The following is a 26,419-nucleotide window of genomic DNA, read 5'->3' as shown; positions in this document are numbered from 1 at the left end:
ATTTGCCTAATGAAGCTTTAAACTTTAGATAACAGTTTGAAGAATATTAGGAATATGATGGAAAACGGATTTACCTCTTTAACGCAAAATGATTGTCATATTGCTCGAATGGCGCGAGACAGACGCTTTGATGGCCGTTTTTATGTGGCGGTAAAAACAACGGGTATCTTCTGTCGACCTATCTGTCCGGCTAATTTACCTAAGGAAGAGAACGTCGAGTATTTCCTAGATAAAGCGCAAGCCTTACAGGCGGGATATCGACCGTGTCTGCGTTGTAGGCCAGACAGTGCGCCAAGCTCTTGGGCTTGGAAAGGCGTAGAGGCGACTTTCCAAAGAGCGGTAAACTTAATCGAGCAAGGCGCTTTAACTCACTCCTCGTTAACTGATCTTTCTGAGCGCTTGGGCATTTCTGATCGATACTTGCGTAAACTTTTTACCCAGCACATCGGTATGTCACCTAAGCAGTATGCGATTTGTTATCAGTTGATGTTTGCCAAGCAATTGTTGCACACGACTAAGCTGACGATTACCGATATTGCTCTTGCGAGTGGATTCAATAGTGTTCGACGCTTTAATGACGCCTTTAAGCAGACGTTAAAGCTAGCTCCGAGTCAGATACGTAAAGATACCAACCTCGATAACCGTATGAACCATGTCGATCTGGCGTTTAGAGGGCCACTAGATTGGCAGCATATGCTCGACTTCTACCAATTAAGATCAATTGAGGGATTGGAGCAAGTGACGCCGGAATCGTATCAGCGGTACATTCGAATCGAAGATTGCCGCGGGTGGTTTGCTATTTCTAATCCCAAATCGGGTGTGATGAGGGTTGAATTCAAACTTGATGACATGACCAAGTTACGTACGCTGGTCAATCAAGTCCGCCGTATGTTTGATTTAGACAGTGATGTTTTGCAAATTGAGTCTCAACTTAGTGAAATTGAGCCCGAGTTGATTACGCGTTCTGGTATTCGTATTCCCGGAGTCTGGAGTCCTTGGGAAGCGGGCGTTAGAGCAATCTTAGGCCAGCAAGTATCGATCAAAGCGGCGATTGGGCAATTGAATTTGCTGACTCAGACGCTACAGCCAAATGGCGTGACGCACTTTCCTACTCCGCAAGAAATTAGCCAAGCGGACCTGTCATTTTTAAAAATGCCACAGAGTCGAAAAGAAACGTTATCAAGGTTTGCTGACTATATGGTGGAGCATAGTGATGAGCCACTGGATAATTGGCTCGATTTGAAGGGGATAGGCCCGTGGACAGTCAATTACGCACGGTTAAGAGGGAAGAGTGAGCCTAATTGCTTTCTTGATAGCGACCTTGTGGTCAAAAAGGCTTGCCAGAAATTTACCCATTTAACCACCGAGACGGTTTCTCCTTGGGGAAGCTATGCGACATTTCATTGTTGGAGTCACGCATGAAAAAATTTTATACCACTTATACCTCACCATTAGGTGTCATGACCCTACAAATTAATGATGATGGCATGCTTGGTGCATGGTTTGAGACACAGACGACGCAACCAGAGAGCTTAGGTGAGTACGTAGAAGATCATCACTTACTCAATCACATTACTACTCAACTGGATGAGTATTTTTCTGGTCAACGTAAAGTATTTGATATACCTTTGGCAGCAAACGGAACGGAGTTCCAAAAAAAGGTTTGGCACGCATTAACCATGATTCCTTATGGACAAACGTGGAGCTATCAAGATTTAGCCAATGCGATTGATAACCCTAAGGCGGTCAGAGCTGTTGGATTGGCAAATGGCAAAAATCCAATTTCGATTGTTGTTCCTTGTCATCGTGTTATCGGCAAAAATGGTAAACTGACTGGCTATGCTGGTGGGGTTGAACGAAAAGCCAAACTATTGGAATTGGAGAAAACGAGGTAGTAATGGGAGTAAAGCACTGGAAAATGACACTTGGTGTTGTCGGCTTTTTGTTCGCTGGCTTATTGGGTTGCTCGGAGGAAAATGCCGAGAGATTGCTTAATAAAGAAACCTACTCATTTATTGGCATCTATGAGAATCAGCATAACGGTGATTTGCTCAAGTTTAGTGATGCAGAAATTACAGTGACTAAAGAAAGGGGTGAAACTTATACCAAACCCTTTGAAGTCGATGGCGATAACTTGATTATCCAGATGCGTAATAACTCCAAAGAGAAGCGTGATGATATCGTGATGCGTATTCACGGAGATAATGAGCTGTTAACCTGTAGTGTTTGTGCGAAATATCAACTCTCTAGCACTTGGGTTAGGCGCTTCGACTAATCCATGAACGATAGATTATGAACAACAAGAGCTGCATTTACGCAGCTCTTGTTGTTTTAGATGTCCCTATTGTTTAGTTGAATAGAGCGGAGTTCATCATTAGGTGGGCCGCAATACTTGCCACATAGCCAACAGCAATGACAGGCATCCATTTAAGGTGGCCAAAGAAGGTGTACTTGCCATGTGCTGCACCCATCAGGGCTACACCAGCGGCAGATCCAATTGAGAGTAAGCTACCGCCAACACCTGCGGTCAGCGTTACGAGTAGCCAGTTACCCATATCCATTGTCGGTTCCATGGTTAACACGGCAAACATTACCGGGATGTTATCGACAATAGCAGAAAGAATCCCCACCATGACGTTGGCCCAGATTGGGTCCCATTGGGTATACATCACCTCAGAAATAAGCCCCAGATAACCAAGCAAGCTTAGACCGCCGACACACATTACGACGCCATAGAAAAACAACAGCGTATCCCACTCGGCATGAGAGACTCGTCTAAAGACATCGAATGGAACAACAGAACCTAGGCGTTTTAGCGCGTGATCATCTCGATTCTCGATCGCTATAGCGGCTTTTTTATGCAGTGATGCTTTGAGGGTTCTGCGCAGGAAAAAACCAAAGAACTGCAGATACGCAAGACCCATCATCATGCCAATCACTGGTGGGAAATGCAGCACAGCATGGAACGCAACTGCTGTCGCGATGGTAAGGATAAACAGGGCAACGATACGTCGTGCGCCGCGCTTAAGTTCGACATGCTGGTGGACAACATTTGGGCTGGTGTTTGGAACAAAAAACGACATGATTAACGCAGGAAGTACGTAATTGACCACGGAAGGGACAAACAGTGGCATAAATTCAGCAAATGAAACGTGCCCAGCCTGCCAAACCATCAGCGTTGTGATATCACCAAATGGGCTAAAGGCGCCGCCTGCGTTAGCGGCCACCACAATGTTGATACAGGCAAGGTTGATAAAGCGCGGGTTATCTCCACCGACCTTCATGACCACAGCACACATTAATAGGGCAGTGGTAAGGTTATCGGCAATCGGTGAAATAAAGAAGGCCAAAATACCGGTTAACCAGAATAGGGTCTTGAAGTTAAATCCTTTGCCGACCATCCACGCTTGTAGGGCATCAAAAAGCCGCCTTTCTTCCATCGCACTGATATAGGTCATTGCTACCAAGAGGAACAGCAGCAACTCGGCGTATTCAAGCAAGTTGTGTTCAAGAGCAGCTTTCGCTATTTCAATTTGGTCGTACTGAGAGTAGACATAGCCAATCATCGCCCAAATCACACCCGCTGCAAGCAACACGGGCTTTGACTTACGCAGTTGCAAATACTCTTCAAGCATTACCAAGGCATAGGCAACGGCGAATATGATCAGGGCAGCATAGCCGATTGTTGATTCAGTTAAGGGGAGCGTTTGACTGGAGTTGGTGGCGGCAAAGCTAGATATGGGCAATAGAAAAAGGGCAACAACAAAAATGAACCACGGCATTTTCATACTTTCACTCCTTGAAAGTTCTTGGAAAGTTATTGTTTTTATGATGAATCCATTCTAAAGAGGAATTGATAATCGGTATGTGAAGTAGGTTCAATCTGTTCGAATTGTCACCAATTGATTAACTGATTATGACTAAAGTATGAATCTTTATGATATGCAATGTTGATTTTTATGGTTGGCTTGATGTTCTGTTTATGGCGTCAATCACAAAATATGATAGTAGATGAAAAGTCATTAATAGTTTGTATCACTATTTGATTCCGATCATCACTGTCGCAATGACTTTGAATCAAGATCCTATGTGTTCTGTTCCACATAAGAAAACATAGGTGAATTATGTCCGATCCAACTCAAAAAGAACGTAAAGTTACGTGGGGATGCTACGTTGCCTTAGCGTTCGCAGTGGTATTTTTCTCTGGCTTGATGAAGTCAAATGACTGGTACGGTGTGCTCGACTTCACAACACTAAATGGCTCATTTGGTAAAGTCGCGTATGACGTAAAAGAGACTGCCGAAGGTGTAGAAGCGGCGACGACCTCGTTACGCGGTAAAGGCGGCAGCGGCGCTCGTGATGGTTTTATCTTCGCGTTAACCCTGATCCCAACGGTGATGTTCGCATTGGGTGTGATCAACGTCCTTGAGCATTACGGTGCATTAGATGCTGCACGTAAACTTTTGACTCCTTTACTTCGTCCACTAATGGGCATTCCTGGTAGTTCAGGTCTTGCACTTATCGCTTCATTACAAAGTACCGATGCGGGTGCGGCAATGACTCGTCAGTTAAAAGACGAAGGGCGACTAACAAAACGTGAAACGGATGTGTTCACAATGTTCCAGTTCACTGCCGGTGCCACCATCGTTAACTTCTTCTCATCGGGTGCAGTGCTATTTACTCTGACTTTAGCCGACGGCTCTTTAGCGGTGACGTCATCAATCGGCTTAGCGGTAGCGATTATGTTTGTGTTTAAGTTTGTCGGTGCAAACCTATTCCGTATCTACCTAAATCTAACTGAAGGTAAAGCAGATAAAGAAGACAAAGAGACTGAGAACCTAAAAGAGGAGACGGCATAATGAGCGAAGTTAAAGCAAGAAAACCTATGGTAACGGACATTTTCGTTGAAGGTGCTAAAAAAGGTTGGGTGATTGCGACTACCTCTACCGTTCCTAACGTACTGATGGCATTCGTGATCATCAAAGCACTGCAAATTACTGGTGCATTAGATGCAATGGGCACGATTTTCTCTCCAATCATGGCGGTGTTTGGCTTACCGGGTGAAGCGGCAGCGGTATTGATTGGCGCATGGATGTCGATGGGCGGCGCGGTCGGTGTTGTGATTACCCTGTTTGACCAAGGTATTCTTAATGGTGCGCATATCGCTATTTTGGCACCTGCTATCTACCTAATGGGTTCTCAAGTTCAGTACATGGGACGCATCATGGGCCCAATCGGTACCGAAGGTCGCTACATTCCAGTGATGATCGCTATTTCAGTACTTAACGCATTCGGCGCAATGCTTGTTATGAACCTATTCGTTTAAGGTTACGTTATGAACTTTTCACTGAACGACTATTTAGCCGAGCTTCGTCCATTGATTGACGTCGATTGCGGTACTTATACTATCGATGGTATTAAATTTATCGCTGATCAGTTTGAAGCCAAATTTGCTGAGTTAGAAGGCTGGCAGGTAAAGCGCATTGACTGTGGTAAAGCAGGCGTAGGCTTAGAGATTCGTAACAAGCCTGAAGCAGAGCAGATTGATGTGATGCTTATTGGTCATATGGATACCGTTTTCCCAGTAGGCACAGCGGAACTTCGCCCAATGACCACTGATGCGGAAAAAGCGTATGGCCCAGGCGTGTCTGACATGAAATCAGGCCTGCTGAATGTGGTCTACGCGATGCGTAACCTTGATCAAGCGGTACTAGATAAATTGTCTATCTGTATCTGTATGAATCCAGATGAAGAAACAGGCTCTCTCGATTCTGTCGATTGGATTCAAACAACGGCGAAGCAAGCGAAAAACGTTTTGGTTGCTGAAGCAGCGCGTGCAGGTGGCGGCTTAGTCAAAGCGCGTAAAGGCATGGCGCGCTACAAGCTGACCTTCAGCGGTGTTGCAGCTCATGCAGGTAATGAACCAGAAAATGGCCGCAGTGCGATCACTGAAATGGCTAACTGGATCATTGCGATTAACGCGATGACTAACTTCGAATCTGGAACGACTTTGAATGTGGGTATTGTTTCTGGCGGGGCAGGTGCGAACATTGTTCCTGAACATGCTGAAGCGATTGTTGACGTTCGTTTTTGGAGCAACGCTGAGTATGATGATGTGGATACTGAGCTGAATGGTCTCACTCAACATCCATTTGTTGATGGTGTATCAATCCAACTAGAGCGTGAAGCGTACAAGCCTTCAATGGTGCCAAGCGAGCAGACTGAAGCGTTGATGACGTTAGTCGAGCAAGCAGCAGGTGAGCTATCTATCGACATTAACTGGAAAGAAGTGGGTGGTGGTTCTGATGCGAACAACACGGCTATCTTAGGGGTACCAACGCTTGATGGTTTAGGGCCAATAGGGGCGGGTTTTCATAGTGACCAAGAGTACTTATTACTTGAGTCGATTGAGCCTCGTATTAAGATGTTGATGCGAGTGCTAGAAAAGCTTGCTAAGTAATCTCTCCCCCACACCACAAAAATAAAAATGAATAAATCCTCAAGTGAAAGCTTGGGGATTTTTTTATTGAGATGCGTTGGTTAATCTCTGGTTCATGTTTACATCGGTAGAATCTGTGCCATCAATGGGAAATTTGGAGGCAAAGATGGATTCAACTGCGACTCTAAAAGCAATGTCAGACCAAACCGCTCAAGCACCCGATGAAAAAACCTTTTGGACAAAGATGAAAGGTTCAGTGAAAAAAGCGGGCGAAGAGTTGGCCGTTATGGGCATCAAGTCATGGCTTGCGATGACTGACTCTGAGACATCGGTAAAACATAAAGCGGTTCTTGGTGGGGCGTTAGCCTATTTTGTATTACCTACCGATATGGTGCCGGATGTCATTGCTGGTGTGGGTTTTACCGATGATATGGCCGCACTAACCTTAGCGGCAAACTCGGTCGGAAGTGCGATTAAACCAGAGCACGAAGAACAAGCTAGAACAAAGCTACAGGCAATGACTGAATAGTTTGCTGGTAAAAGAAAGCCCAGATTCGTTCCGGGCTTTTTTGTGTTGGTTTTATAAGTGGATAATTGGATCTGGATTACCGTCAGGATCTCCACTAGCAGTTCCACTTGATTGAGGGCTACTGCCTTTTATGAGAAGTACACCACAAGCATGAGGGGCTGCCATTGAGGTGCCGTTATAGCTTACAGTACCACCACCCATTCGGGTTGATAGTACAGCGACCCCTGGAGCGGCATAATCAACAGGCGGATTGCCGTAGTTAGAGAAGTAGGCGAATACGTCATTACTGTCTGTCGCCGAGATAGTATAAATGTTGGCATGATTAGCGCGCGCTGGAGAAGATGTATTCGCATGATTACTACTGTTACCAGCGGCAAGTGAAACAAGTACACCAGTCTGAGCCAATGCGATAACAGCGTTGTCTAGTGATGTACTAGCACCTCCACCAAGACTCATATTGGCACAATCACCAGAACTGGCGTTAGCCGCAACGAAATCAACACCTGCAATGACTCCTGATGTTGTACCTGAACCGCGTCTATTGAGCACTTTAATTGGTACCACACTGGCCCCAGCAGCAACGCCAACCACATCTCTATTATTATCTAGCGCAGCTACTGTTCCCGCAACGTGTGTACCGTGGCCGTGTCGGTCATTCGGGGTGCTGTCTTGTCCGCTTCTAAAAGCGGTAAAGCCACGACTCATATCAACATTTAGATCTGGGTGATTTGAGTCGATCCCCGTATCAATAATCCATGCGACCTTATCACTCGCGTTCACTGGACCGCCGACTCGAGTAATGCCCCATGGGGTTGTTTGACTGGTTTCCTCAGGTGGATCTTCCGAGTTGTCTTTATCCTTTCCTTTTCCTGGAGGAGGAGCTAAGGCGAACACCAGACTGTCTTGCTCAAAACTCATAATATCGGGTTCGTCACCAAAGACATCTTGCGCTTTAACACAAGGTATATTGACTGCAAAGCCTATAATAGTGTGCTTGTAGATATGTTTTGCCTGAGCATTAGCGGCGACCAACATACCTCGTGTTCGTCCTTCTACATCAAATTTGCTCACCGAGTCATCAAATCTGACAATACAGGTATTTTGAGCTTCTGATAGCATTTGACCCATTTGAAAGGTAGGGGGCTCTGCGGAAGCATTCAATGCCAAAGGTGCAAGGGTGAACGCTACTAACTGAGCGATTATCGTGCTTTTCATTTTTCCTACCTTACTCTCATGAGTTATGACCATCAATACTATTGATAATAGTATAAACACAGTATTATTCGACGAGTTTGACTAGCCGAAATAGGCGAGGAATATTCAACGTTTTGTTGGCACTTTTTTATGATCAATCATAAGTATCTGATATCTATTAGTCTTAAATAGCCCTAAAAACCACACTCTATAAAAGGCTATAGGGAAATTATTTTAGATTATTGGCAAGTTTGTTCATTGTGACGTTTTTGCCATGGTTCTTGCTTATAGCTTGGGGTTGGCTCGAAGGGGACAGGAATGGGCAAAGTAGGTACAAAAAAAGCCCTCAACCGAAGTTGAGGGCTTTTTAGAGCTAATAAGCAGTAATTAAGCTTCAGAGCGCTTTAAGTGGACTTCTTCTTCTTCAACACCCGCCATTGGGTCGTTAAAGCGATTTTCATCCAGTGCTCCTTCTGATTTAGCGACGATGATGGTCACCGCACTGTCACCAGTAATGTTTACCGCAGTACGAATCATATCGAGAAGACGGTCGACACCCATTATAAGTGCGATACCTTCTAGAGGTAGACCTACTTGGTTCAATACCATCGCTAACATAACTAGACCAACACCCGGAACACCCGCTGTACCAATCGAAGCCAATGTTGCTGTCATGATGACCATCAAGTAGTCACCCATCGTCAGGTCAATATTGAACGCCTGAGCAATGAAGGCTGTCGCCACACCTTGCATGATGGCTGTACCGTCCATGTTCACTGTCGCACCAAGTGGTACAGTGAATGAAGATACGCGGTTTTCTACGCCCATGCGGTTTTTCGCGGTTTCCATAGTAACTGGAATGGTTGCGTTTGAAGAAGCGGTAGAGAAAGCAAACATGATCGCGTCTTCCATCTTCTTCAAGAAGGTAATTGGGCTTAGACCAGTAAAGCCTTTTAGCATCACACTGTAAGTAACCAAACCATGTAGCAGTAGCGTACCAGCTAGAACAAGGAAGTATTCTGCTAAGTTGAGGATGGCGCCTAAGCCAAGGCCAGTAAACAGCTTCGCCATTAGGAAGAACACACCGTAAGGCGCAAGGTTCATCAAAATTGCAACTAGCTTCATGATCACTTCGTTCAAATCAGAGAAGAATGAAGCGATGCGCTCACCTGGCTTACCAGCAGCGCTGATTGCGATACCGAATAGAACAGCAAATACGATAACCTGCAGCGTTTTGCCTTCTGCCATAGCACTGATTGGGTTGGTCGGGAACATATCAATGATCACTTGACCTAGTGATGGCGCTTCAGCCGATTTGAATGAGCTCGCTGCAGTTAAGTCTGCACCTGCACCCGGCTGGAACAGGTTACCCATAGTTAGGGCAAGAGTGATAGCGACTGCTGTAGTTGCTACGTAGAACGCGAGTGTTTTACCACCCATACGACCCAGTGTTGAAAGATCTTTTAGTGAGCTTGTACCGCAAACAAGTGAAACGAACACGAGTGGGACGACAAGCATTTTCAAGCTAGCGACAAATATTTGGCCGCCGACTTCAAATAGTCCATTAACGATGTATGCATCGACAAATCCGTTGTCAGCAAATAGGCTGCGAATCGCAAAGCCTGTCAAGATACCTGCTACCATACCGAAAATTACACGGCTAGTTAGCGACATCGGTTTCTTGGTATTCATAGTGAACACTCCTTATAGTTATGCACCTTGAGTTCACTTCAAGGCGAGCAGGAGGTTAGCAGGCGACTTTGAAAATAAAAAAGAGAAATAATCGCTCAGATTTATAGATGTGATGATGGTCACTAGAAAATTGACCCATTTAACGAGCCATTAACCAAATATATCACTGCAAATTAACGTTGATTAATGGTTTGTAACATGTTTATTTCTAGTTATTAAAAACGCAGTCTTTCTCATTACCTGAGAAATCAAGTGCATATATAAATAGGTGCTAGTAGGTAGTGCATATATAGTCAGGAGTTATGCACCTGTCTTGATGCGTTTTTGCTTTACCTTCCTAACTTACAAAATTCTCAAATAGCTCATAATGTGTATTGGTTTTCGCTGTGGGTTGCTCTATGTTAGACGCCAATCATTAACATAATTAAAACGATCAGAAGTTATGAATACCGCTTTGCTGGGAATGTTTATTCCAACCTTCTTTTTTGTCTCTATTACACCAGGTATGTGTATGACATTAGCGCTTACCTTAGGTATGAGTATCGGTTATCGCCGAGCGCTGTGGATGATGGCAGGTGAATTGGTCGGAGTCGGTCTAGTCGCTGTTGCTGCAGTATTGGGCATCGCTGCTGTGATGCTTAACTACCCTTGGTTGTTTGTAGCCTTAAAGCTTATTGGTGGCGGTTACTTGTTTTACCTTGGGATTCAGATGTGGCGTTCGAAAGGAAAACTTGCGATTAACCTCGACGAAACGGCGCCAGCACCGCAAAGTGATTGGGATTTAGTGGTACAGGGCTTTGTTACTGCCATCGCGAATCCTAAAGGTTGGGCTTTTATGATCTCGCTATTGCCACCGTTTATCGATCAAAGTGCCGATCTTACTCCGCAATTGGTCGTACTTGTCTCGATCATCCTGTTGTTTGAGTTTATCTGTATGACCCTGTATGCCACAGGCGGCAAAGGCTTGAAGCGACTGCTTGGTCAATCGCAAAACGTCCGCTTAATGAATCGTATTGCCGGTACATTAATGATGGGAGTTGGTGTTTGGCTGCTGATGAGCTAAACCAAAGGGTGACAAGGCTAAATATCGCTATTAAGCGCAAGAGATTTGCGGTCTAATGTCTGCCTAGCAACAATCCAATTAGAAAGGAAAGTAAGTTTGATGAAGATTTGGGTCGATGCGGATGCGTGTCCAGTCGTGGTTCGTGATATTTTGTTCCGTGCATCTGAGCGAACTGGCGTAGAGGTGACCTTGGTTGCCAACCAGTTTATTCGCACTCCGGCATCGCCGAAAGTCACTATGCTGCAAGTCCAAGCGGGCTTTGATGTAGCAGATAACGAAATTGTTAAACGCTGTGAGACGGGCGACCTTGTCATTACCAGTGATATTCCGCTTGCGGATGAGATCATTACTAAAGGTGGTCATGCGCTGAGCTCGCGTGGAGAGATGTTTACTAAAGAGAACATAAAATCACGTTTGAACATTCGTGATTTTATGGAAACCATGCGCAGTAGTGGTATTCAAACCGGTGGTCCTGCACCATTAAACCAAGCTGATCGTCAGCAATTTGCTAACCATCTTGATAAGTGGTTAGTGCAATGGCAGCGTGCGAAAAAGTAGGTCCTATCGATGGCATTAGTGAATCAACTGTCTCTGTTTATCGATGTGGTGCAGCAAGGCTCATTCACTAAAGCGGCGGCATTACATGATATGGACAACTCCTCACTCTCCAAGCAGATCAAAAAGCTGGAGTCAGAGTTAGGTGTCCAGCTGCTCAATCGCTCCACGCGATCATTTTCTTTAACCCCTGCCGGGGAGGAGATCTTAGAGCAAGCGCATAATATTGTTGGTACGCTCAATCATGTTCAATCCATTGCGGATTCTTACCATGCACAGCCAAAAGGTCGGATTCGCATTACTGCGCCCTACCATGTTGGACGCAATCACCTAAGACCTGTCATTACTCAGTTTATGGCGAGTTACCCAGACGTTGAAATTGAGCTACTGCTTGATGATAAACGCTCTGACATTATTTCTGATCATTTCGATGTCGCATTCCGTCTTGGTCGTTTAGATGATTCGAATTTGATTGCGAAAAAAATTGCCGATATTCGACCTGTCTTGCTCGCTTCGCACCGTTTTATCGAGCGCCATGGTGAGCCTAAAACGCCGGAAGAGTTGGCTAAGTTACCCGCAGTGATTTACAGCAACCGCTCAATCACAGTAGACACCATGAGACTGGGTGAAACACCGGAAGCGACCGTCGCGACCAACTACAAAATGACAGGTAACTGCCGCGTTAATGATACGGCAGTGTTATTAGAGTCGGTCTCGGATGGCTTAGGGTATGCGTGGGTAGCGACATCGAACATCAATACGAACATTGAAACCATGCAGTTGAAGCCGTTACTGACTGATCATTTATTGTGTAATCATGCGTTGGCTCTATACGCCTTATACCCCCACAGAAAACAAACGGCATTGGTGCGTGAGTTTATCGCCGCTGTACAGGCCTATATTGGTACGCCGCCTATTTGGGAGCAGCATATTCCAAACTTTGATAACCTATACAAAGCCAAATAATGCTGATATTAGAACGAAAAAAAACCGCTACTTGATAGCGGTTTTTTATGAGTATTACACTCTATTTTGAAATTTGAACGGCTTCGCTTTCATGCTTAGCAGCTTCTTCCTGTTGGTGCGCTTTTTCTATGTTTAGCCACCAAACGAACAACTCATACCAAATTGCTAGGATCACTGCACCTAAGAATAGGCCAACGATGCCGTAGAAAAGCATACCGCCGATAGCACCTAGTAGGATAACAGGCATAGGTATATCGACACCGCGGCCCATTAGCATTGGCTTAAAGATATTCTCAGACAGTGCAGCGACTACAACCCATACGGTAAATAGAGTCGCTGTTGTGGTGTCTTGAGTCATGTACATGTAGCCAACGATTGGCAGCACAACAAGGAGTGCTGGTAGCTGTGCAATACAGAGAATCATTAAGATTAGAGTCAAGATACCTGCACCTGGAACGCCAAAGACGAAGAAACCTGCACCGATCATTAACGACTGGATCGCTGCGACGCCAATAACGCCGAGCAAAACACTCTTAATCGTTGCAGCAATCATTGATGCCCAGCTTTGCGCATTGTCACCTGCGATACGTACAGCGATTGTGGTTAAACCTGAAGAGAGTGACTTCGAGTAAGTCATAAAACCAGCCGCAATCGCTAGTGATAGAATCGATAGAAGTAGACTGCTCAATACATTACCCACCACGCCAAGTAGCGAAGTAAGCGCTGTCTTAATTTGTGGCATAAAGGTTTGAATCGCTTTCTCTAAGTTAGTCGCAAACAGCGACCATACTTCATGCAGCTTTTCACCCACCAATGGCCACTCTGCAACAGATGGCTTTGGCCCAGGGATTTGAATATTGCCTTCTTGCAATACATGCAGTGCGTGCGTTGATCCTTCGACAATAGAACCCGATACCATTACTAGAGGTGTTACAAGTAGCGCGATACCTAATAAAGCAATTGTGGTCGCAGCTAAGCCACGTTTACCACCGTACAAGCTTTCAAGCTTCTGACAAATGGGCATCAGAGCAACTGCAATGATAGCACCCCAAATGACAGGCAGAATGAAAGGTTTGATGATGTCATAAGTAAACATCAGCAAGATGACTATCAAGCCGATACGTATTGCGGATTCCACCATATTACTGATGAAAACCTTGTTTGTGACTGATTCCGATTGTTTATCCATTTTTGTTTACCTGATGTTCAATGTTGGAACTGACGAGACTTGAAACAACAATCGCCATATAAAACACACCTACGATGGCCTCCAAATAGACGATGACTTGTGCCAACGGCGTTAGAGGACTAATGTCGCCATAACCTAGAGTTGTTAAGGTGACAAAACTGAAATACGCTGCATTAGAGAAGTTCTGACCCCAAGAGATCGCTTCCATGCCAGTGAAAGCATTGGGCGAAAACTCCAAAAGGATCAAATAAGCAATAGCCCACATAAGACCAAGCAGCAAGAAAAGCGCGACGGAGCCGATCACCTTGTTGGTATTCACCTGACCGGTAAAAAGAATTTGTCGCGCGATTGATTTAAATGTACCGAAGAAGAACGCAAAGGTGAGGGCCAGCATCACCATGTCCATCTCTTTAATCCCCAATAAGGCTTTGAGTACCAAAACACAGACCCATGTGCCAAGTAGCGAGTACAGGAAACGTGACCAGTTTTTATCAAAGCGAAGACTGGCTAAGCAGACGATAAAAGTAACAATCGTAAAACCTTGTAAAACGTGCTCTACAGCGCCTTCATTGACGACTTGCACGAAGGCACTGCCAACCAGCAACCCAATAAGTGCTAACGTGAGATAGAAGAAATTATTTTCTTCATTGATATTTTTAAGCTTTTTGCCAATGGCCATATTTAATCTGATCCTTTGATTATTCGCCGTCTGATGAAGAGTCCTTCATCACCATGATTGAGGCAGAAAGTCCGAAGCGTAGAACTACTCCTTCAGGCAGTTCATTCAGTGACACTCGAACTGGAATACGCTGCGCTAAGCGAATCCACTGAAAAACAGGGTTCACATTGGGCAGAAGGTTATAGCCAACCGTGCCATCTTTTGGTGCAATACCCCAACCGATGGAATCGACGGTAGCTTCAATTGGTGTATCTGGATGAGACATTAAGGTCACACGAGCCTCATCCCCCGGCGCGATTTGTGCCAACTGGTTTTCGCGGAAGAAACCAAATACCCAGAAGCTATGCTTGTCGATAAGCGCTACTAAAGGCTGGTTCGCCACCGCTTGAGTGCCGTTACGGATATCTAGGTTGGAAACAAACCCATCAACAGAGGCGTAAACCTTGGTGTAGCTTAGGTTTAGGTGCGCCGATTTCAGCTGTTCTTCAGCCGATTTGATTTGCAGCAGCGACTCTTCATAAGTGATTTCACGTCGAATTAAGTCTTTGTGTGATACCGCGCCTTTATCTCGCGCGCGAATATCTTTGAGGCGGTCATACTCAATCTTTTTACCACGTGAGCTTACGGTTGCTTTCTCTAGTGCCACTTCGGCTTGCGAAAGGGCAACCTGATAGGTTGTTGGGTCAATCTCAAATAGCAGATCACCTTTTTTAACCTCTTGGTTGTCGAGAACCGCGACATTAACGATTGGGCCAGATACACGCGGAGCTACTTTGATGACATTGGCGCGAACTTGCCCATCACGAGTCCATGGGTTATTAAAATATTCATCAAACTTTTGGTAGCCGAACCAAGCCGCACCACCAAGAATGACAAGATTAAGACCAATAACGAGGAGTTTTTTCATCTTGTTGGGCACCTAAAACTGTATATAAAAACTGTCGATTGCCACGACATAAAACACCATGATGGCGATGAACGTGAGCGACGGAAAAGTGATAAAACGAGACAAGCGGGTCTTGTTTAATACGATGACGGTTATCCAAGTGGCCGTGACCGCAAGGAATAGCACCAAGAGAAAAGGAGAGAAGTAAACATCACCCCAAGAGAGTTCGTGTGGCATCACTGCTGCTCCTCTTGTTGTTCATCTTCTTGCTGCTCTTTTTCCTCTTGCGTTGGAATGTAAATGTCTGGCAATTGGCGACCTTGCTCATCCAAATAACCACCCCAGTCATTGCGGTCGATCATTTGCTGCGCGACCGATTCAGATAAGAAGGCTTTTCCGGTTTGGGCTTCCCAGCCACCGCCTAACGCTTTGTATAGCGCAACGACTTGGTTAGCTACGTTACCTTTAATGCTGGCGTAGCTATCTTCAGCGCGAGTCATTTTCTCGACTGAGCTGAGTAGGCGTTGAAACGATATTTGGCCATTCTCATACTGGGTCATCGAGATGTTGTAGGCACGAATCGAAGAGTTCACCGACTGCAGGCGTAGAGATTGCTGCTTAAGATAAAGATCATAAGCATCAAGGGCATTAGTCACTTCGTTAACCGCTTGCAGTACTTTCTTGTTGTAGTTAGTCAGCGTTTCTTGGAACCGAGCATCTTCAAAGCGAATGTTGTCTTTGACACGTCCATACTGGAAGATATTCCACTTAAATGTCGGTCCAACCGCCATCGTCAATGAGTCACTGAAGCTAAAGCTGTTACCATCTGGAACTGTGCTGTCGATGCCAATAGAGCCGAGCAGTGAGAAGCTTGGATAAAGCGCGGTTTCCGCTACTCCAATTTTGGCGCTTTGAGCGCGAGCCTGCATCTCAGATACCAGTAGATCGGGTCTGCGCATCGCCAAGTTTGCATCGACTTGTTTCTCAAGCTGTGGTGGGTGAGGGACTATCGAGCGATCATCGTTTCCTGACAAAGCAGGCTTGCGGTTTGATGACTTAAATTGCGCTTCGTAGTCGGCCATTTGTTGGTTGAACGTTTCTGAAGAGAGTAACGCATCAACTTCACTCGGTAGAATCCCAAGCAACATAGATAACGCCATACGCGATTGTTTCATCGCAACCTCTAGCGATGGCTGCGTTGCCTTGGTATTAAATAGTTGGTTCTTTGCCTGTTGAACATCAAGCTCAGTTACGTTGCCAGAATCAAACTGAACTTGGGTTATGTTGACGACACGTTGCTGTATATCAATATTACGGCGAGATAACAGAAGGCGTTCTTGAAACGTTCGGTAGTTAATATAGTTACGCGCCACTTCCGAGGTAATGGTGACCATAATGTCGTGGTACGAAGCGACAGAGGCGTAGTAGCCCGCTTCTGCAGACTCAATGCCACGTGCGTATTTGCCCCACACATCCATCTCCCAGCCTGCATCAAACGACAGTCCGGCGTTGTTAACCCCTTGGTCATTGACATAAGCACGCGTTAAGTTGCCAGACACAGCTTGGACTTGTGGGTATTGCAAACCAGTGGAGATACCTAACAACGAGCGAGCTTGGACAATTCTTAAACCTGCCGCTTCAAGGTCTAGGTTTTGCTGGCTTGCCATGTCGACCAACTGGTTAAGGGTTGGATCGTTAAATTGTTGCCACCATAGGTGTAGTTTTTGCTGTGACTTTTGTGCGTCACTGTTAGTGCCTTCTACTGACCAATCATTTGGCAGTGGTCTTTGCTCAGGGTGCACATAATCGGGGCCAACAACAGTACATGCACTGAGGCCGAGTATTGATAATATGGCAAAGCTTGGTTTTGATATTTTTAGAAGCATCGTATCCCTACCTTTAAAATCGCTTCTGACGTAAGTTTACCCAATCGATATCCTCGTAGGTTTGCTTGCATTGTTGCATCGCTTCAAACACGTTCCTTTTTAGATTCAGCAAGATATAAAAGCTGGCGATCTCTGAGTAAGCGTAGTCAGATAATTCCAACTCACTAAAGAAATCTTCCAATCTGCTTTCAAAGGATTGATAGTCTTGGCCGTATTGCTCAAACACTGAGTTAAGTTGCTCGCTAGTTTGATGAGCGGCTAACGCACTGGCCATTTGAGGCAATATGGAGTCTGTATGCTTGCTGCGTAATTGTTTGATTAATGGGTTGCTGAGCAGCTTCTTTTCTGCGGCAACTAGGATGTTGATGTGGTTACTCAGCACTTCACATGATTTATTAAACGCACCAATCGATTCTGGCGCGGTGGTGCTAAATAGTTTGTGATTGATTTTAGAGCCCCAAACTTTGAGTTTTTGGGTCGTCACGTTTAGCGTCACGATATGCAGCGAGCGCCTGAGCGAGTTGAGGCTAGATTCAGACTGTTTTTGGTAGGTCGTAAATAGATCGCCAACATGCCTGAAATAGCGCTCTTTCATCGTCAGGAACAAGTGTTCTGGTCGCGAGCTGAACGGAAAGTAGTGGGCAAAGATGATCATAAACACCACCATATAGAACATCGTCATGATGCCCATTAAGATACCGAAGTGGTAATTCATGGTGTTATTCAGTCCGAGAACAAACAAGCCGACCATATAGAAAATCGTCACTGGCCCTTTGAATAGGTAGAAGCCGATAAAGGTATAGATGAAGATAAACAGACCAAGTTCTGCACCCAGTTCCAACCCAGGTAAGATGAACACATAGGAAGGCATGGCGAACAAAAAGCCCATGGTAAATAAGATCAACAACAAGAACGGGTGGACGGGTATAAACGACAGCAGTGACATGAAGATGGTCGAAAATGCGACGAACGAATAGCCGCCTGGTGGATTGAAATAAATCCAAATCAGTCCTGCGACCCAATACGTGGTGAAGGTTTTAACCGCGGTTTTAAAGTTTTCCGCATCCCACCACAGGAAGCGCCCTTGTTGCTTTGGCAGTTCTTGGTCGAAAGAGATGTTGTTGGTGACGGAATCAATGCAACTGATGCTCTCTGCTAAACGCGATAGGCTTTGATGCATGGTTTTTAGCAAGTGGCCAAGGGTCAGCGCTGAGCCTTTGACTAGGTGGGTTGCTTCGTTAAGCGCATCTTTGTCGTAATCTATAGTCAGTTCTTGTGCGCGGTAGGCGGGACCTTGGTTATCCCACATTTGTTGGCAAGTCTCGAATAGCGATTGGATCTGCTTGATTGCGTGGTCGAAGTTATTTACACAGTTACGGTCTTGCTGGTGGCTGAAATGACTATGCGCCGCCACGCTCAGAGCTTGAGTCACTTCTTTATTAAGATGAACTGCCAGTTGCCACTCTTTGATATAAGCAGACACATCACTGCACTCGGCGCTTACGGTAGAAAATCGTTGCTCAAGTGCGTTTTGGGCAGTGAACACCTGATCTAATAACGCATCAATAGACGGCTTCTCAGGGTCTTCATCATCTTGATCGTTAGCATCATTGAGGTGGTGTGCGGCAGAGGTCTTCTCTTCAAACCGTTCGACAATCGCTTTAAACAGCTCTTGCTGAGCGTGGTTTAGTTGCTCGCATAGTTGACGTAAATTTTGTTCAGTTGTGGTAGGCCATAAAAAGGTGCCGACTAAGGTAAAGACAACCACGCCAAATACGGTCATGAATGCTCGGTCAACGCCATACATGAATGCGCCTTCTGCATCACCACCATTCGACATCATTAAGGTCATCACCCCTGTCAAAGCTAACAGGGTTGGGTCTTTTTTGTAGGCGTTGCGGAAATAGAAAATAAATGAAACAACGACAGACACGCTGAGCATATAAAGGATGCGATCTTGGGCGAACATGCCTACCAGCAGCAGTCCAATCACGGCTCCGACTAAAGTGCCCACGACACGTAATGTGCCTTTGGCAAGGGATTCTCTTCGACCACCGATAGAAGCAATTAGCATGACGGTAGTGGCGGCCGTTGATGCTTGCGGCCAGCCCATAGCAAAAGGAATGAGATAAGCGAGCGTCAGACTTAGAGCAACTTTGGTGGCGAATTTAAATTTCTCGTTCATTTTGGCCTATATGCTCAGGGTCGTTATTCGATAAAGAATCTCTAGTACAATCAAAACTATACATACAAGATGTGCATCAACGATAAGAATAGCGACTAAAATGTGTGTATTTGTAAATGGTTTGTCAAAAAATGAGACGCAAAGCGCATATAGTCAGGTAAACAGTCATATTGCGGTAAATTCTTACATCGGCTGTGAAGTGAGATAGTAAGTTCTGTAGCTGTTTTCTGAAAAATATCGTTCAGAGTGAGTCATATGACTCAAATCAAATACGCTCGCTTCATCTCCAAAAACTCTGGTTCAGAATCTGCTTGTAGTCTTACTTCTCGACTCCCTCCGTCTTACTAAGTGAGACTCAAAAAATAAATGTTAATAAAATGTTTCAAGATCAATATCTTCGCGTCTAGATTGAGGTGAACGCATGGTTGCGTTGGTTAACAAGACAATCCTTGTTTGAACTATCAAAGATAAGAAGAGTTAAGATGGAACTTAAGAAGTTAGCAGTCGCCGTGGCTGGCGCGATAATCAGCCTAAGTGCTCATGCGGTCAGTGAGCCAGTCCCTCAAATCGTCGACCGTTCGTCGAATCACGAACATGATCTTCACCACGGTGTTGAAAATACCAAACCAGAGTATTCCCCAACCAAACAACTGGCGCAAAAGCCACAGCCAACCATGCGGGCATTTTCAACAATGTCAGCGGAAGAAACGATTGTGTGTGATGTTGAGGCCTTTGCGACATCAAGCAGTAGCAGCTTAATCGCGGCGATTACAGGCCAAGGGAGTGATTGCGTCAATGAGTTGTTCTCTGCTGAAAGCCGAATTCAAGAGAGTGCTTTTGCATCGTCAAATATGTATGACGTTGCCAAACACACGGCATCGTTAGCCAAAACCTACCAAGGCGGTGGTAGTGATGATCTTGAAGCTCTGTTTCTCTATCTAAGAGCGGGTTATTACGCTGAGTTCTACAACGACAACATCAGTTTCGTTTCTTGGGTTCAGCCTGCGGTTAAAGAGGCGATTGATGCGTTTGTCGCTAACAGTGCGTTCTATGAAAACAGTGACGCTCACGGCAAGGTGCTCAGTGAAGTGATTATTTCAATGGACAGCGCGGGATTGCAGCATGAGTATCTCGATGTCGTCACTCAGTGGTTAACCCGTTGGAATGGTGACTATGCTCAGCAGTGGTACATGCGAAACGCAGTTAATGGTGTGTTTACGATTCTGTTTGGCGGTCAATGGAATAACGACTACGTTCAGCGTATTGGCTCTCAAACCGCTTTGGTTGATGCTTTAGGCAGTTTCGCGGCAAACAAAGATGCCCTTGGCCGAGGTGATGAATTTATGGCAGCCAATGCTGGCCGAGAGCTTGGCCGCCTGCTGCAATATAAAAACACCACAATCGAAGCGAACGTCAAAGCCAAGGTACAGAACGTATTCAATCAGTATGAAATGTACGGTACTGGCGACAGTGTTTGGCTGGCGACTGCCGATACGGCCTCTTATTATGGGCAATGTTCCGAGTTTGGCATCTGTAACTTTGATCAAGAGTTGAAATCGCTAGTACTGGCGCAAAGCTACACCTGTAGCCCTACGATTCGTATCTTGTCGCAGAATATGACGCAGGCTCAGCATCAAGCGGCGTGTGACAAAATGGGCTACGAAGAAGGTTATTTTCATACTCGCCTAGAAACAGGTAATCAACCCGTTGCCGATGACCACAACATCCAGCTGCAAGTGAACATTTTTGATAGCAGTGATGACTATGGAAAATACGGCGGGCCTATTTTCGATATCAATACCAACAATGGCGGTATGTACCTAGAGGGTGATCCTGCTACCCCGGGTAACATTCCTAACTTTATCGCTTATGAAGCTTCCTACGCCAATGCCGACCATTTCGTATGGAACTTAGAGCATGAGTACGTGCACTATCTTGATGGTCGATTTGATATGTATGGCGGTTTTGGTCATCCAACTGAAAAAGTCGTGTGGTGGAGTGAAGGTGTCGCAGAGTATGTGGCCAATGAGGATAACAACCAGCGTGCACTTGATACGATACTCGATGGATCAACCTATACACTGCAAGAGATCTTTGAAACTACCTATGACGGTTTTGACGTTGACCGTATTTATCGCTGGGGCTATCTAGCGGTTCGTTTCATGTTTGAGCGACATATGGATGATGTGAACCAGATGCTGGTGGAAACACGTGCAGGCAATTGGGGCGAGTATAAGCTGATCATCAGTCAGTGGGCGACTCAGTACCAAAGCGAGTTCGAACAGTGGCAGCAACAATTAGTTGGTGAGCAGCCAACAGCGCCGACGGCAGTAATCAACACAGTCAATCAAGGTAAAGTCAATGAATCCATTTCATTCAGCAGTGCAGGTAGCCAAGACCAAGACGGCGAAATTACCCAATACCTATGGGACTTCGGTGACGGTTCGACCAACACATCGGCCAATCCGACGCACCAATTCACAAGCGCAGGGAGCTACACGGTCAGCTTAACTGTAACGGACAATGATGGTCATACAGGGACCACCACCGCATCGATTACGATCAGTGACTCTGACGCAATTATTGGTCTACCTAGTGACTGTGTTGTGCAAGGCAAAATCAGTGATGGTCGTTTGACTGCTACTGAACCAGCTTGTTTAGCTTCTCAATCGGTAATCTGGTTAAGTATTGAAGGGGTGGATCAATACTCTTCAATGGCGATCACTGCAGGTAATGGTTCTGGTGAGCTTAAGCTGCAATACAGTAACTTTGGTTGGCCGAATGACGAAGGTTCAAATCTACATGGCTGGTCTGACAATCCGGGCACAAGCGAGTGTATTACTATCGGACGTCAAGCAAATTACTGGGGTTACCTAAAAGTGTCGGGTGATTTTGAAAATGCCGCGGTTGTGGTCGACTTTGACACCCAAACTTGTCGTCAATAATTTCTAACCTCAACACTCTCTAACACCAAAGCCAGTAACGGGTTTACATTGTAAATCGTTACTGGCTTTTCTCTTTATTCTCTTTTCTTCTTCCCCTGCCACTACAGCCGCCTTGCTTACATGAGCTTACGTCAGCTTACACACAAACAAGGGAACGGTTGGTATGATCTCCAGCAACAACACGGCAAACCATGGTGGAAAGGTAGTTGTCTGCTTTTTCTGTTTTGCATAGGGCAAGGACGCCCGACCTTATTTCGTGTTCGACTACTTTCTAGAGCCAGATAACCTAAGGTCCTGCCCATGAACCTCAAAAAACGCCACTTATCGTTAGTTCTTCCGTTGATGATGACTCTAACGGCTTGTGATGATTCATCAACCAATACTAAGCCAGCTTCAACTAATGCTCAGGTCTATAGCAAGCTTGATTGTTATGAAAAGAGTTACGGTGTCGAGATCTCTCAGTCTGTTGATGTTGCCAACTGCGCATTTGAAGATGGCGTCTATGTATTGCCGATGAACACTGCAACACAAAAACAGCACGAAACGGTAGCCAAGCAAATTGCTGATTTTCTTTATATGGCATCGGATGAGGTTAATCAGAGGTTTTCTAACCGAACTGTTGTTATTGGCGTAACGAGTGGTGAACCTAACGGTAAAACGTTGGATGAGGAGTTTATCTTTGAGCTTTCTGACTTTGCTGATAGCAGCTCGACTCTCGAAGGTATCGAGTTAATCTATACCGATATTGGTGGTAAAGACGAAACACTAACCACCACGGCTTATCAAAAGATGATGCAGTTGTTTGATTACTATATTGATGGCGATGATAACCACCAATTAGGCATGAAGTTGAAGAACGCGTACGACGATCATCTCGCGTTGATCAATTACGATAGCTCGCTCTATTACAATGAATGTAATTATGGCAATGGCTACGTAACCGTGCCTAGAGTAAAGGGGACAAAAGCAAACTGCGATGAGAAGCCAAATGACTCTGTTGATGAAAGCAACGGAAAACTTGATGAAATTCATGACATTAAGGAAAATTTGAACCCAGGCGCTAGTTTCGGTGTGGTTTATGAGTATATGCTGACTGGAAAGTATAAAACCACTGCGGAGTGGAGAACGGGTCCATTGGATACGCAGGAGCTAGAAGCAACCAGTGACCTTGATGTGGGAACGGGGGCCAATGACGCACCTAACTTTTCTAACTCGGCATTTGTGCCAATTGCTAAGTATCTAAATGAAAACTTCTTCGTCAATAAATCGAAGATATATTAGTGATGATCTAATAGAGGGGGGCAGGTGCTCCCTTTTTTGTTAGCGCCAAGTGGTTAACTATGCGCTTTCTCAAGGTGTAAAAAAGCCGACCCGAAGGCCGGCAAAACTTAAGTTGTAATCACAACAAAAGGAGATTCACATTTATATCGGTTGAGTTGCCTTAGTCAGCCACTCACACTCCTGAGCCGATAGATAAGGGGAAAGTTCGCGTAGGCACTGCTGATGGTATTTGTTGAGCCAGGTAACTTCGCTTGCGTCTAGCATTGACTTATCAATCATGGCTGTAGCAATCGGAGCAAGGGTGATGGTTTCAAAACCGTAGAAAGTGCCGAATTCATTCTCTTCAATTTCAACCACTTTCATGATGTTTTCGATGCGAACGCCATGAATGCCTTCGCGATACGCACCTGGCTCGTTAGTGATCACCATACCCGGTAGCAATGCGACTTCACGTGGATTTTGTGAGAAGTTCTGTGGCCCTTCATGAACATTTAAACAAATACCAACCCCATGCCCAGTGCCACATTTGTAATCAATACCATGCTGCCAAAGTACGCCACGCGCCATAATATCGAGATTGGCGCCAGTTGAGCCTTTCATAAATCGAGCTTGAGTGAGGCGAATGACCGCTTTAAGCACTAAGGTGTAGTCACGTTTTTCCTGCTGGCTTGGCGTGCCAAAGTGGAAGGTACGCGTAATGTCAGTCGTGCCTCCAGGGTATTGACCACCAGAATCGACTAAGAAGAAATGAGACTCACCAACTGTGTAGCTGCTCTCTTCGTTGGCGGCGTAGTGCATCTTAGCGCCATGTTCAGCGTAACCTGCAATAGTTCTGAAGCTATCGCCAATGTAGCCATCAATCTGCTTGCGATAACCCATTAGCGTTTGTTCGGCGTTAAGCTCAGTCACATGTCCGCTTGGCACTTGTTCATCGAGCCATTTCATGAACTTAACCACAGCGGCGCCATCTTGACGAAGCGTCTCTTCCAGACTGCTAAGTTCTGTTGAGTTTTTCTGTGCTTTGAACAAAGTGACTGGGCACGGTTTATCGATAAGGGTTAACTCTGATTTCACCTGATTAATGATCAGACTGTCGCTATTCTTTGCTGTGTAGATCAGCGAAGAGCCTTTATCTATCAGGTTTAATGCCGTGCTAAGGTGCTCGTAATCATGCACATGAATTTGGTATTTTTCGAGCTCCTGACTCACAGCGTGAGTTAATTTTCTCTGATCAATGAACAGGCGACTACTGATATGATCAATCAGTAAATAGCCTTCAGAAATCGGGCAGTAAGCGGTATCGCCACCTCGAATATTGAGTGTCCACATCACGTCATCGAGTGTGCTGATAAGCAGCGCATCGGCAGATTGTTCAGTCAGGTACTCACGGAGCTGAGCCACTTTTTCTGATGCACTGAATCCGGCAACGCTGAGTGGGTGGTTGAACAAAGGCGCAGATGGTCTTGCTGGACGGTCATGCCATATCGGTGAAATTAAGTCTTGGTCGAGAACGATGTTGATAGACTTACTAGCGAACGCATCTTTGAGTTCAAGATAAAACTGCTGACTGATGCTGCGGCCATCCACACCTACTGAAGAGTTCTCAGGGAGTGTTTGAGCTAGCCACTGCGCAATGGTTGGGGTTTCAGGTAATCTTGCCTTAAACAGATCTAGCCCTGACCCTGCAATCTGCTCCGCGCCTTGAATATAATAACGGCCATCGGTCCATAGACCGCCGCCTTCTTTGGTCACGACAACATCGCCTGCCGAACCGGTAAAGCCAGAAATCCATTGGCGAGCTAGCCAGTAATCAGCAGAATACTCGCTCGCATGAGGGTCGTTGTTAGTAACGATATACGCATCCAATTGGTGCTGGCTCATGCCTTCTCGTAAAGCTGAAAGACGTTGTGGAACCGTGGTGATTGTCATAATGGTTGGCTTCCTAGCAAAGTATGGGTACAGAAAATGTGGTGATCATTGTGACCACTCTTGGTTGGTTTTTGTTCGCCGCATAATTCAGTCGCGCTCGGACAGCGAGTACGGAATACGCAGCCACTAGGTGGATTCAGTGGTGAAGGTAAATCTCCCGGCAGTAATTGGATATCCCGATTGTGCGCTAGTGTTGGGTGGGCAATTGGCACCGCAGACAACAGCGCTTTGGTATACGGGTGCTGCGCGTCGTCGAATACTCTGTCATAGCGGCCCACTTCCATAGGTTTACCTAGGTACATGACCATGACTCGGTCACTGATATGACGAACCACGCTAAGATCGTGGGCGATCATCACCAGCGTTAAGCCCATCTCTTGCTTAAGGTCATCAAGTAGGTTGATCACCTGAGCTTGAATCGAGACATCCAGCGCACTGACAGGCTCATCACACACCACTAAATCTGGCTTGAGAATCAGCGCACGAGCGATACCGACACGCTGGCACTGTCCGCCAGAAAATTCATGTGGATAGCGGTTACGCTGGCTGGCGAGAAGGCCGACTTTATCCATCATGGCGATGACTCGGCTTTCTACTTCTTTACGTGTCAATTGCGGCTCATGAGTTAAAAGTGGCTCGGCGATACACTCGGCGATCGTTAAGCGTGGGTTTAGACAAGCGGATGGGTCCTGAAACACCATTTGGAATTCACGTCGGCGCTGGGCGAGTTGATGCTTACCCAAACCACGCATATCTTCGCCTTTCCAATGCAGTTGCCCGCCGGTCGGTTCAATTAAGCGCAGCAGGCCTCTGGCGAGTGTTGATTTTCCGCAGCCAGATTCGCCAACAATACCAAGGGTTTCGCCGCGATAAACGTCTAGGTCAATGCCATCGACCGCTTTGACCACCTTACGCTTACTAGGCAGGATATGTTTATTGATAGCAAAGTGGACTTTAAGATCGCGCGCTGAAAGTAAAATTTCTGGTTTGGTCATATGTCC

General features: G+C 45.7%; 23 protein-coding genes. 12 read left to right on the top strand and 11 right to left on the bottom strand.

What is annotated here, in order from left to right:
- The first annotated feature begins 54 nt into the window (after positions 1-54).
- Genes ACHUFZ_RS07035 through ACHUFZ_RS07025 form a run of 3 tightly spaced genes read left to right on the top strand, consistent with a single transcriptional unit; the run spans position 55 to position 2,275 of the window.
- Positions 55-1,422 (top strand): DNA-3-methyladenine glycosylase 2 family protein, encoded by a 1,368-nt coding sequence (locus ACHUFZ_RS07035; protein ID WP_394126524.1) that lies wholly within the window; start codon positions 55-57, stop codon positions 1,420-1,422.
- A complete protein-coding gene (locus ACHUFZ_RS07030) occupies positions 1,419-1,895 on the top strand; it encodes a methylated-DNA--[protein]-cysteine S-methyltransferase (RefSeq protein ID WP_394126523.1) in 477 nt (158 codons plus the stop codon). Before ACHUFZ_RS07035 ends, ACHUFZ_RS07030 begins: the two co-directional genes overlap by 4 nt.
- Positions 1,896-1,897: 2 nt before the next feature.
- Positions 1,898-2,275: a hypothetical protein gene (locus tag ACHUFZ_RS07025; protein ID WP_394126522.1), complete on the top strand. Its 378-nt coding sequence runs from the start codon at positions 1,898-1,900 to the stop codon at positions 2,273-2,275.
- 73 nt (positions 2,276-2,348) lie between these two features.
- Here the strand turns inward: ACHUFZ_RS07025 and nhaD are convergent, their stop codons facing one another.
- Positions 2,349-3,788 (bottom strand): sodium:proton antiporter NhaD, encoded by a 1,440-nt coding sequence (gene nhaD, locus ACHUFZ_RS07020; RefSeq protein WP_394126521.1) that lies wholly within the window; start codon positions 3,786-3,788, stop codon positions 2,349-2,351.
- A 336-nt stretch (positions 3,789-4,124) separates the two neighbouring features.
- Here nhaD and ACHUFZ_RS07015 point away from each other — a divergent pair, with 336 nt between their 5' ends.
- The 4 genes from ACHUFZ_RS07015 (at position 4,125) to ACHUFZ_RS07000 (ending at position 6,968) form a co-directional block, all read left to right on the top strand.
- A complete protein-coding gene (locus tag ACHUFZ_RS07015) occupies positions 4,125-4,859 on the top strand; it encodes a nucleoside recognition domain-containing protein (RefSeq protein WP_134833971.1) in 735 nt (244 codons plus the stop codon).
- Positions 4,859-5,326 (top strand): YjiG family protein, encoded by a 468-nt coding sequence (locus ACHUFZ_RS07010; RefSeq protein WP_004412439.1) that lies wholly within the window; start codon positions 4,859-4,861, stop codon positions 5,324-5,326. The genes ACHUFZ_RS07015 and ACHUFZ_RS07010 overlap by 1 nt, the downstream gene beginning before the upstream one ends.
- Positions 5,327-5,335: 9 nt before the next feature.
- Positions 5,336-6,460, top strand: coding sequence for a M20 family metallopeptidase (locus tag ACHUFZ_RS07005; RefSeq protein ID WP_394126520.1), 1,125 nt, complete (start codon positions 5,336-5,338; stop codon positions 6,458-6,460).
- 145 nt (positions 6,461-6,605) lie between these two features.
- On the top strand, positions 6,606-6,968 hold the full coding sequence (locus tag ACHUFZ_RS07000; RefSeq protein ID WP_394126519.1) for a YkvA family protein: 363 nt from the start codon (positions 6,606-6,608) through the stop codon (positions 6,966-6,968).
- A gap of 51 nt (positions 6,969-7,019) precedes the next feature.
- Here the strand turns inward: ACHUFZ_RS07000 and ACHUFZ_RS06995 are convergent, their stop codons facing one another.
- Together ACHUFZ_RS06995 and ACHUFZ_RS06990 are read right to left on the bottom strand one after the other, a co-directional pair.
- On the bottom strand, positions 7,020-8,183 hold the full coding sequence (locus ACHUFZ_RS06995; protein WP_394126518.1) for a S8 family serine peptidase: 1,164 nt from the start codon (positions 8,181-8,183) through the stop codon (positions 7,020-7,022).
- A 366-nt stretch (positions 8,184-8,549) separates the two neighbouring features.
- Positions 8,550-9,854: a dicarboxylate/amino acid:cation symporter gene (locus ACHUFZ_RS06990; protein ID WP_394126517.1), complete on the bottom strand. Its 1,305-nt coding sequence runs from the start codon at positions 9,852-9,854 to the stop codon at positions 8,550-8,552.
- A gap of 442 nt (positions 9,855-10,296) precedes the next feature.
- Here ACHUFZ_RS06990 and ACHUFZ_RS06985 point away from each other — a divergent pair, with 442 nt between their 5' ends.
- The 3 genes from ACHUFZ_RS06985 to ACHUFZ_RS06975 all read left to right on the top strand — a co-directional run bounded on the left by ACHUFZ_RS06985 (position 10,297) and on the right by ACHUFZ_RS06975 (position 12,438).
- Positions 10,297-10,917, top strand: a complete 621-nt coding sequence (locus tag ACHUFZ_RS06985; RefSeq protein ID WP_394126516.1) for a LysE family translocator — start codon at positions 10,297-10,299, stop codon at positions 10,915-10,917.
- Positions 10,918-11,016: 99 nt separating this feature from the next.
- Complete coding sequence (locus ACHUFZ_RS06980) at positions 11,017-11,475, top strand: YaiI/YqxD family protein (RefSeq protein WP_394126913.1); 459 nt, start codon at positions 11,017-11,019, stop codon at positions 11,473-11,475.
- Positions 11,476-11,484: 9 nt separating this feature from the next.
- Positions 11,485-12,438 (top strand): LysR family transcriptional regulator, encoded by a 954-nt coding sequence (locus ACHUFZ_RS06975; RefSeq protein ID WP_394126515.1) that lies wholly within the window; start codon positions 11,485-11,487, stop codon positions 12,436-12,438.
- 61 nt (positions 12,439-12,499) lie between these two features.
- On the opposite strand, the gene ACHUFZ_RS06970 is transcribed toward ACHUFZ_RS06975, so the two are convergent.
- Genes ACHUFZ_RS06970 through ACHUFZ_RS06945 form a run of 6 tightly spaced genes read right to left on the bottom strand, consistent with a single transcriptional unit; the run spans position 12,500 to position 19,263 of the window.
- Positions 12,500-13,627: an AI-2E family transporter gene (locus tag ACHUFZ_RS06970; protein WP_394126514.1), complete on the bottom strand. Its 1,128-nt coding sequence runs from the start codon at positions 13,625-13,627 to the stop codon at positions 12,500-12,502.
- A complete protein-coding gene (locus ACHUFZ_RS06965; RefSeq protein ID WP_394126513.1) occupies positions 13,620-14,306 on the bottom strand; it encodes a potassium channel family protein in 687 nt (228 codons plus the stop codon). Before ACHUFZ_RS06965 ends, ACHUFZ_RS06970 begins: the two co-directional genes overlap by 8 nt.
- Positions 14,307-14,325: 19 nt before the next feature.
- Positions 14,326-15,213, bottom strand: a complete 888-nt coding sequence (locus tag ACHUFZ_RS06960; RefSeq protein ID WP_394126512.1) for an HlyD family secretion protein — start codon at positions 15,211-15,213, stop codon at positions 14,326-14,328.
- A gap of 12 nt (positions 15,214-15,225) precedes the next feature.
- The gene (locus ACHUFZ_RS06955) at positions 15,226-15,429 is read right to left on the bottom strand and encodes a DUF1656 domain-containing protein (protein WP_053439597.1); all 204 of its coding nucleotides are present in this window, start codon (positions 15,427-15,429) and stop codon (positions 15,226-15,228) included.
- On the bottom strand, positions 15,429-17,078 hold the full coding sequence (locus ACHUFZ_RS06950) for an efflux transporter outer membrane subunit (protein ID WP_394126511.1): 1,650 nt from the start codon (positions 17,076-17,078) through the stop codon (positions 15,429-15,431). The genes ACHUFZ_RS06955 and ACHUFZ_RS06950 overlap by 1 nt, the downstream gene beginning before the upstream one ends.
- 13 nt (positions 17,079-17,091) lie before the next feature.
- Entirely contained in the window at positions 17,092-19,263 is a 2,172-nt protein-coding gene (locus ACHUFZ_RS06945; RefSeq protein WP_394126510.1) for an FUSC family protein, read from the bottom strand.
- A 482-nt stretch (positions 19,264-19,745) separates the two neighbouring features.
- Here ACHUFZ_RS06945 and ACHUFZ_RS06940 point away from each other — a divergent pair, with 482 nt between their 5' ends.
- Together ACHUFZ_RS06940 and ACHUFZ_RS06935 are read left to right on the top strand one after the other, a co-directional pair.
- Positions 19,746-22,208 (top strand): collagenase, encoded by a 2,463-nt coding sequence (locus tag ACHUFZ_RS06940; protein ID WP_394126509.1) that lies wholly within the window; start codon positions 19,746-19,748, stop codon positions 22,206-22,208.
- A gap of 300 nt (positions 22,209-22,508) precedes the next feature.
- Positions 22,509-23,489, top strand: a complete 981-nt coding sequence (locus ACHUFZ_RS06935; RefSeq protein ID WP_394126508.1) for a histidine ammonia-lyase — start codon at positions 22,509-22,511, stop codon at positions 23,487-23,489.
- A 141-nt stretch (positions 23,490-23,630) separates the two neighbouring features.
- Here the strand turns inward: ACHUFZ_RS06935 and ACHUFZ_RS06930 are convergent, their stop codons facing one another.
- Together ACHUFZ_RS06930 and ACHUFZ_RS06925 are read right to left on the bottom strand one after the other, a co-directional pair.
- Positions 23,631-25,418 carry an aminopeptidase P family protein gene (locus ACHUFZ_RS06930; RefSeq protein ID WP_394126507.1) on the bottom strand — a complete coding sequence of 596 codons (1,788 nt, stop codon included), beginning with the start codon at positions 25,416-25,418 and terminating at the stop codon, positions 23,631-23,633.
- Complete coding sequence (locus tag ACHUFZ_RS06925) at positions 25,415-26,413, bottom strand: ABC transporter ATP-binding protein (protein WP_394126506.1); 999 nt, start codon at positions 26,411-26,413, stop codon at positions 25,415-25,417. The genes ACHUFZ_RS06930 and ACHUFZ_RS06925 overlap by 4 nt, the downstream gene beginning before the upstream one ends.
- Positions 26,414-26,419: the final 6 nt, after the last annotated feature.

Source organism: Vibrio hepatarius (assembly GCF_043642085.1).
In the GTDB taxonomy this organism is placed as follows: domain Bacteria; phylum Pseudomonadota; class Gammaproteobacteria; order Enterobacterales; family Vibrionaceae; genus Vibrio; species Vibrio hepatarius_C.
Note: the sequence above shows the minus strand (reverse complement) of the source record. Positions and strands in the feature narration are given on the sequence as shown.

What these genes read in the sequence shown, in the direction of transcription:
- ACHUFZ_RS07035 (WP_394126524.1), top strand. Translation starts at nt 55, where the DNA reads ATGATGGAAAACGGATTTACCTCTTTAACGCAAAATGATTGTCATATT.
- ACHUFZ_RS07030 (WP_394126523.1), top strand. Translation starts at nt 1,419, where the DNA reads ATGAAAAAATTTTATACCACTTATACCTCACCATTAGGTGTCATGACC.
- ACHUFZ_RS07025 (WP_394126522.1), top strand. Translation starts at nt 1,898, where the DNA reads ATGGGAGTAAAGCACTGGAAAATGACACTTGGTGTTGTCGGCTTTTTG.
- nhaD (WP_394126521.1), bottom strand. Translation starts at nt 3,788, where the DNA reads ATGAAAATGCCGTGGTTCATTTTTGTTGTTGCCCTTTTTCTATTGCCC.
- ACHUFZ_RS07015 (WP_134833971.1), top strand. Translation starts at nt 4,125, where the DNA reads ATGTCCGATCCAACTCAAAAAGAACGTAAAGTTACGTGGGGATGCTAC.
- ACHUFZ_RS07010 (WP_004412439.1), top strand. Translation starts at nt 4,859, where the DNA reads ATGAGCGAAGTTAAAGCAAGAAAACCTATGGTAACGGACATTTTCGTT.
- ACHUFZ_RS07005 (WP_394126520.1), top strand. Translation starts at nt 5,336, where the DNA reads ATGAACTTTTCACTGAACGACTATTTAGCCGAGCTTCGTCCATTGATT.
- ACHUFZ_RS07000 (WP_394126519.1), top strand. Translation starts at nt 6,606, where the DNA reads ATGGATTCAACTGCGACTCTAAAAGCAATGTCAGACCAAACCGCTCAA.
- ACHUFZ_RS06995 (WP_394126518.1), bottom strand. Translation starts at nt 8,183, where the DNA reads ATGAAAAGCACGATAATCGCTCAGTTAGTAGCGTTCACCCTTGCACCT.
- ACHUFZ_RS06990 (WP_394126517.1), bottom strand. Translation starts at nt 9,854, where the DNA reads ATGAATACCAAGAAACCGATGTCGCTAACTAGCCGTGTAATTTTCGGT.
- ACHUFZ_RS06985 (WP_394126516.1), top strand. Translation starts at nt 10,297, where the DNA reads ATGAATACCGCTTTGCTGGGAATGTTTATTCCAACCTTCTTTTTTGTC.
- ACHUFZ_RS06980 (WP_394126913.1), top strand. Translation starts at nt 11,017, where the DNA reads ATGAAGATTTGGGTCGATGCGGATGCGTGTCCAGTCGTGGTTCGTGAT.
- ACHUFZ_RS06975 (WP_394126515.1), top strand. Translation starts at nt 11,485, where the DNA reads ATGGCATTAGTGAATCAACTGTCTCTGTTTATCGATGTGGTGCAGCAA.
- ACHUFZ_RS06970 (WP_394126514.1), bottom strand. Translation starts at nt 13,627, where the DNA reads ATGGATAAACAATCGGAATCAGTCACAAACAAGGTTTTCATCAGTAAT.
- ACHUFZ_RS06965 (WP_394126513.1), bottom strand. Translation starts at nt 14,306, where the DNA reads ATGGCCATTGGCAAAAAGCTTAAAAATATCAATGAAGAAAATAATTTC.
- ACHUFZ_RS06960 (WP_394126512.1), bottom strand. Translation starts at nt 15,213, where the DNA reads ATGAAAAAACTCCTCGTTATTGGTCTTAATCTTGTCATTCTTGGTGGT.
- ACHUFZ_RS06955 (WP_053439597.1), bottom strand. Translation starts at nt 15,429, where the DNA reads ATGCCACACGAACTCTCTTGGGGTGATGTTTACTTCTCTCCTTTTCTC.
- ACHUFZ_RS06950 (WP_394126511.1), bottom strand. Translation starts at nt 17,078, where the DNA reads ATGCTTCTAAAAATATCAAAACCAAGCTTTGCCATATTATCAATACTC.
- ACHUFZ_RS06945 (WP_394126510.1), bottom strand. Translation starts at nt 19,263, where the DNA reads ATGAACGAGAAATTTAAATTCGCCACCAAAGTTGCTCTAAGTCTGACG.
- ACHUFZ_RS06940 (WP_394126509.1), top strand. Translation starts at nt 19,746, where the DNA reads ATGGAACTTAAGAAGTTAGCAGTCGCCGTGGCTGGCGCGATAATCAGC.
- ACHUFZ_RS06935 (WP_394126508.1), top strand. Translation starts at nt 22,509, where the DNA reads ATGAACCTCAAAAAACGCCACTTATCGTTAGTTCTTCCGTTGATGATG.
- ACHUFZ_RS06930 (WP_394126507.1), bottom strand. Translation starts at nt 25,418, where the DNA reads ATGACAATCACCACGGTTCCACAACGTCTTTCAGCTTTACGAGAAGGC.
- ACHUFZ_RS06925 (WP_394126506.1), bottom strand. Translation starts at nt 26,413, where the DNA reads ATGACCAAACCAGAAATTTTACTTTCAGCGCGCGATCTTAAAGTCCAC.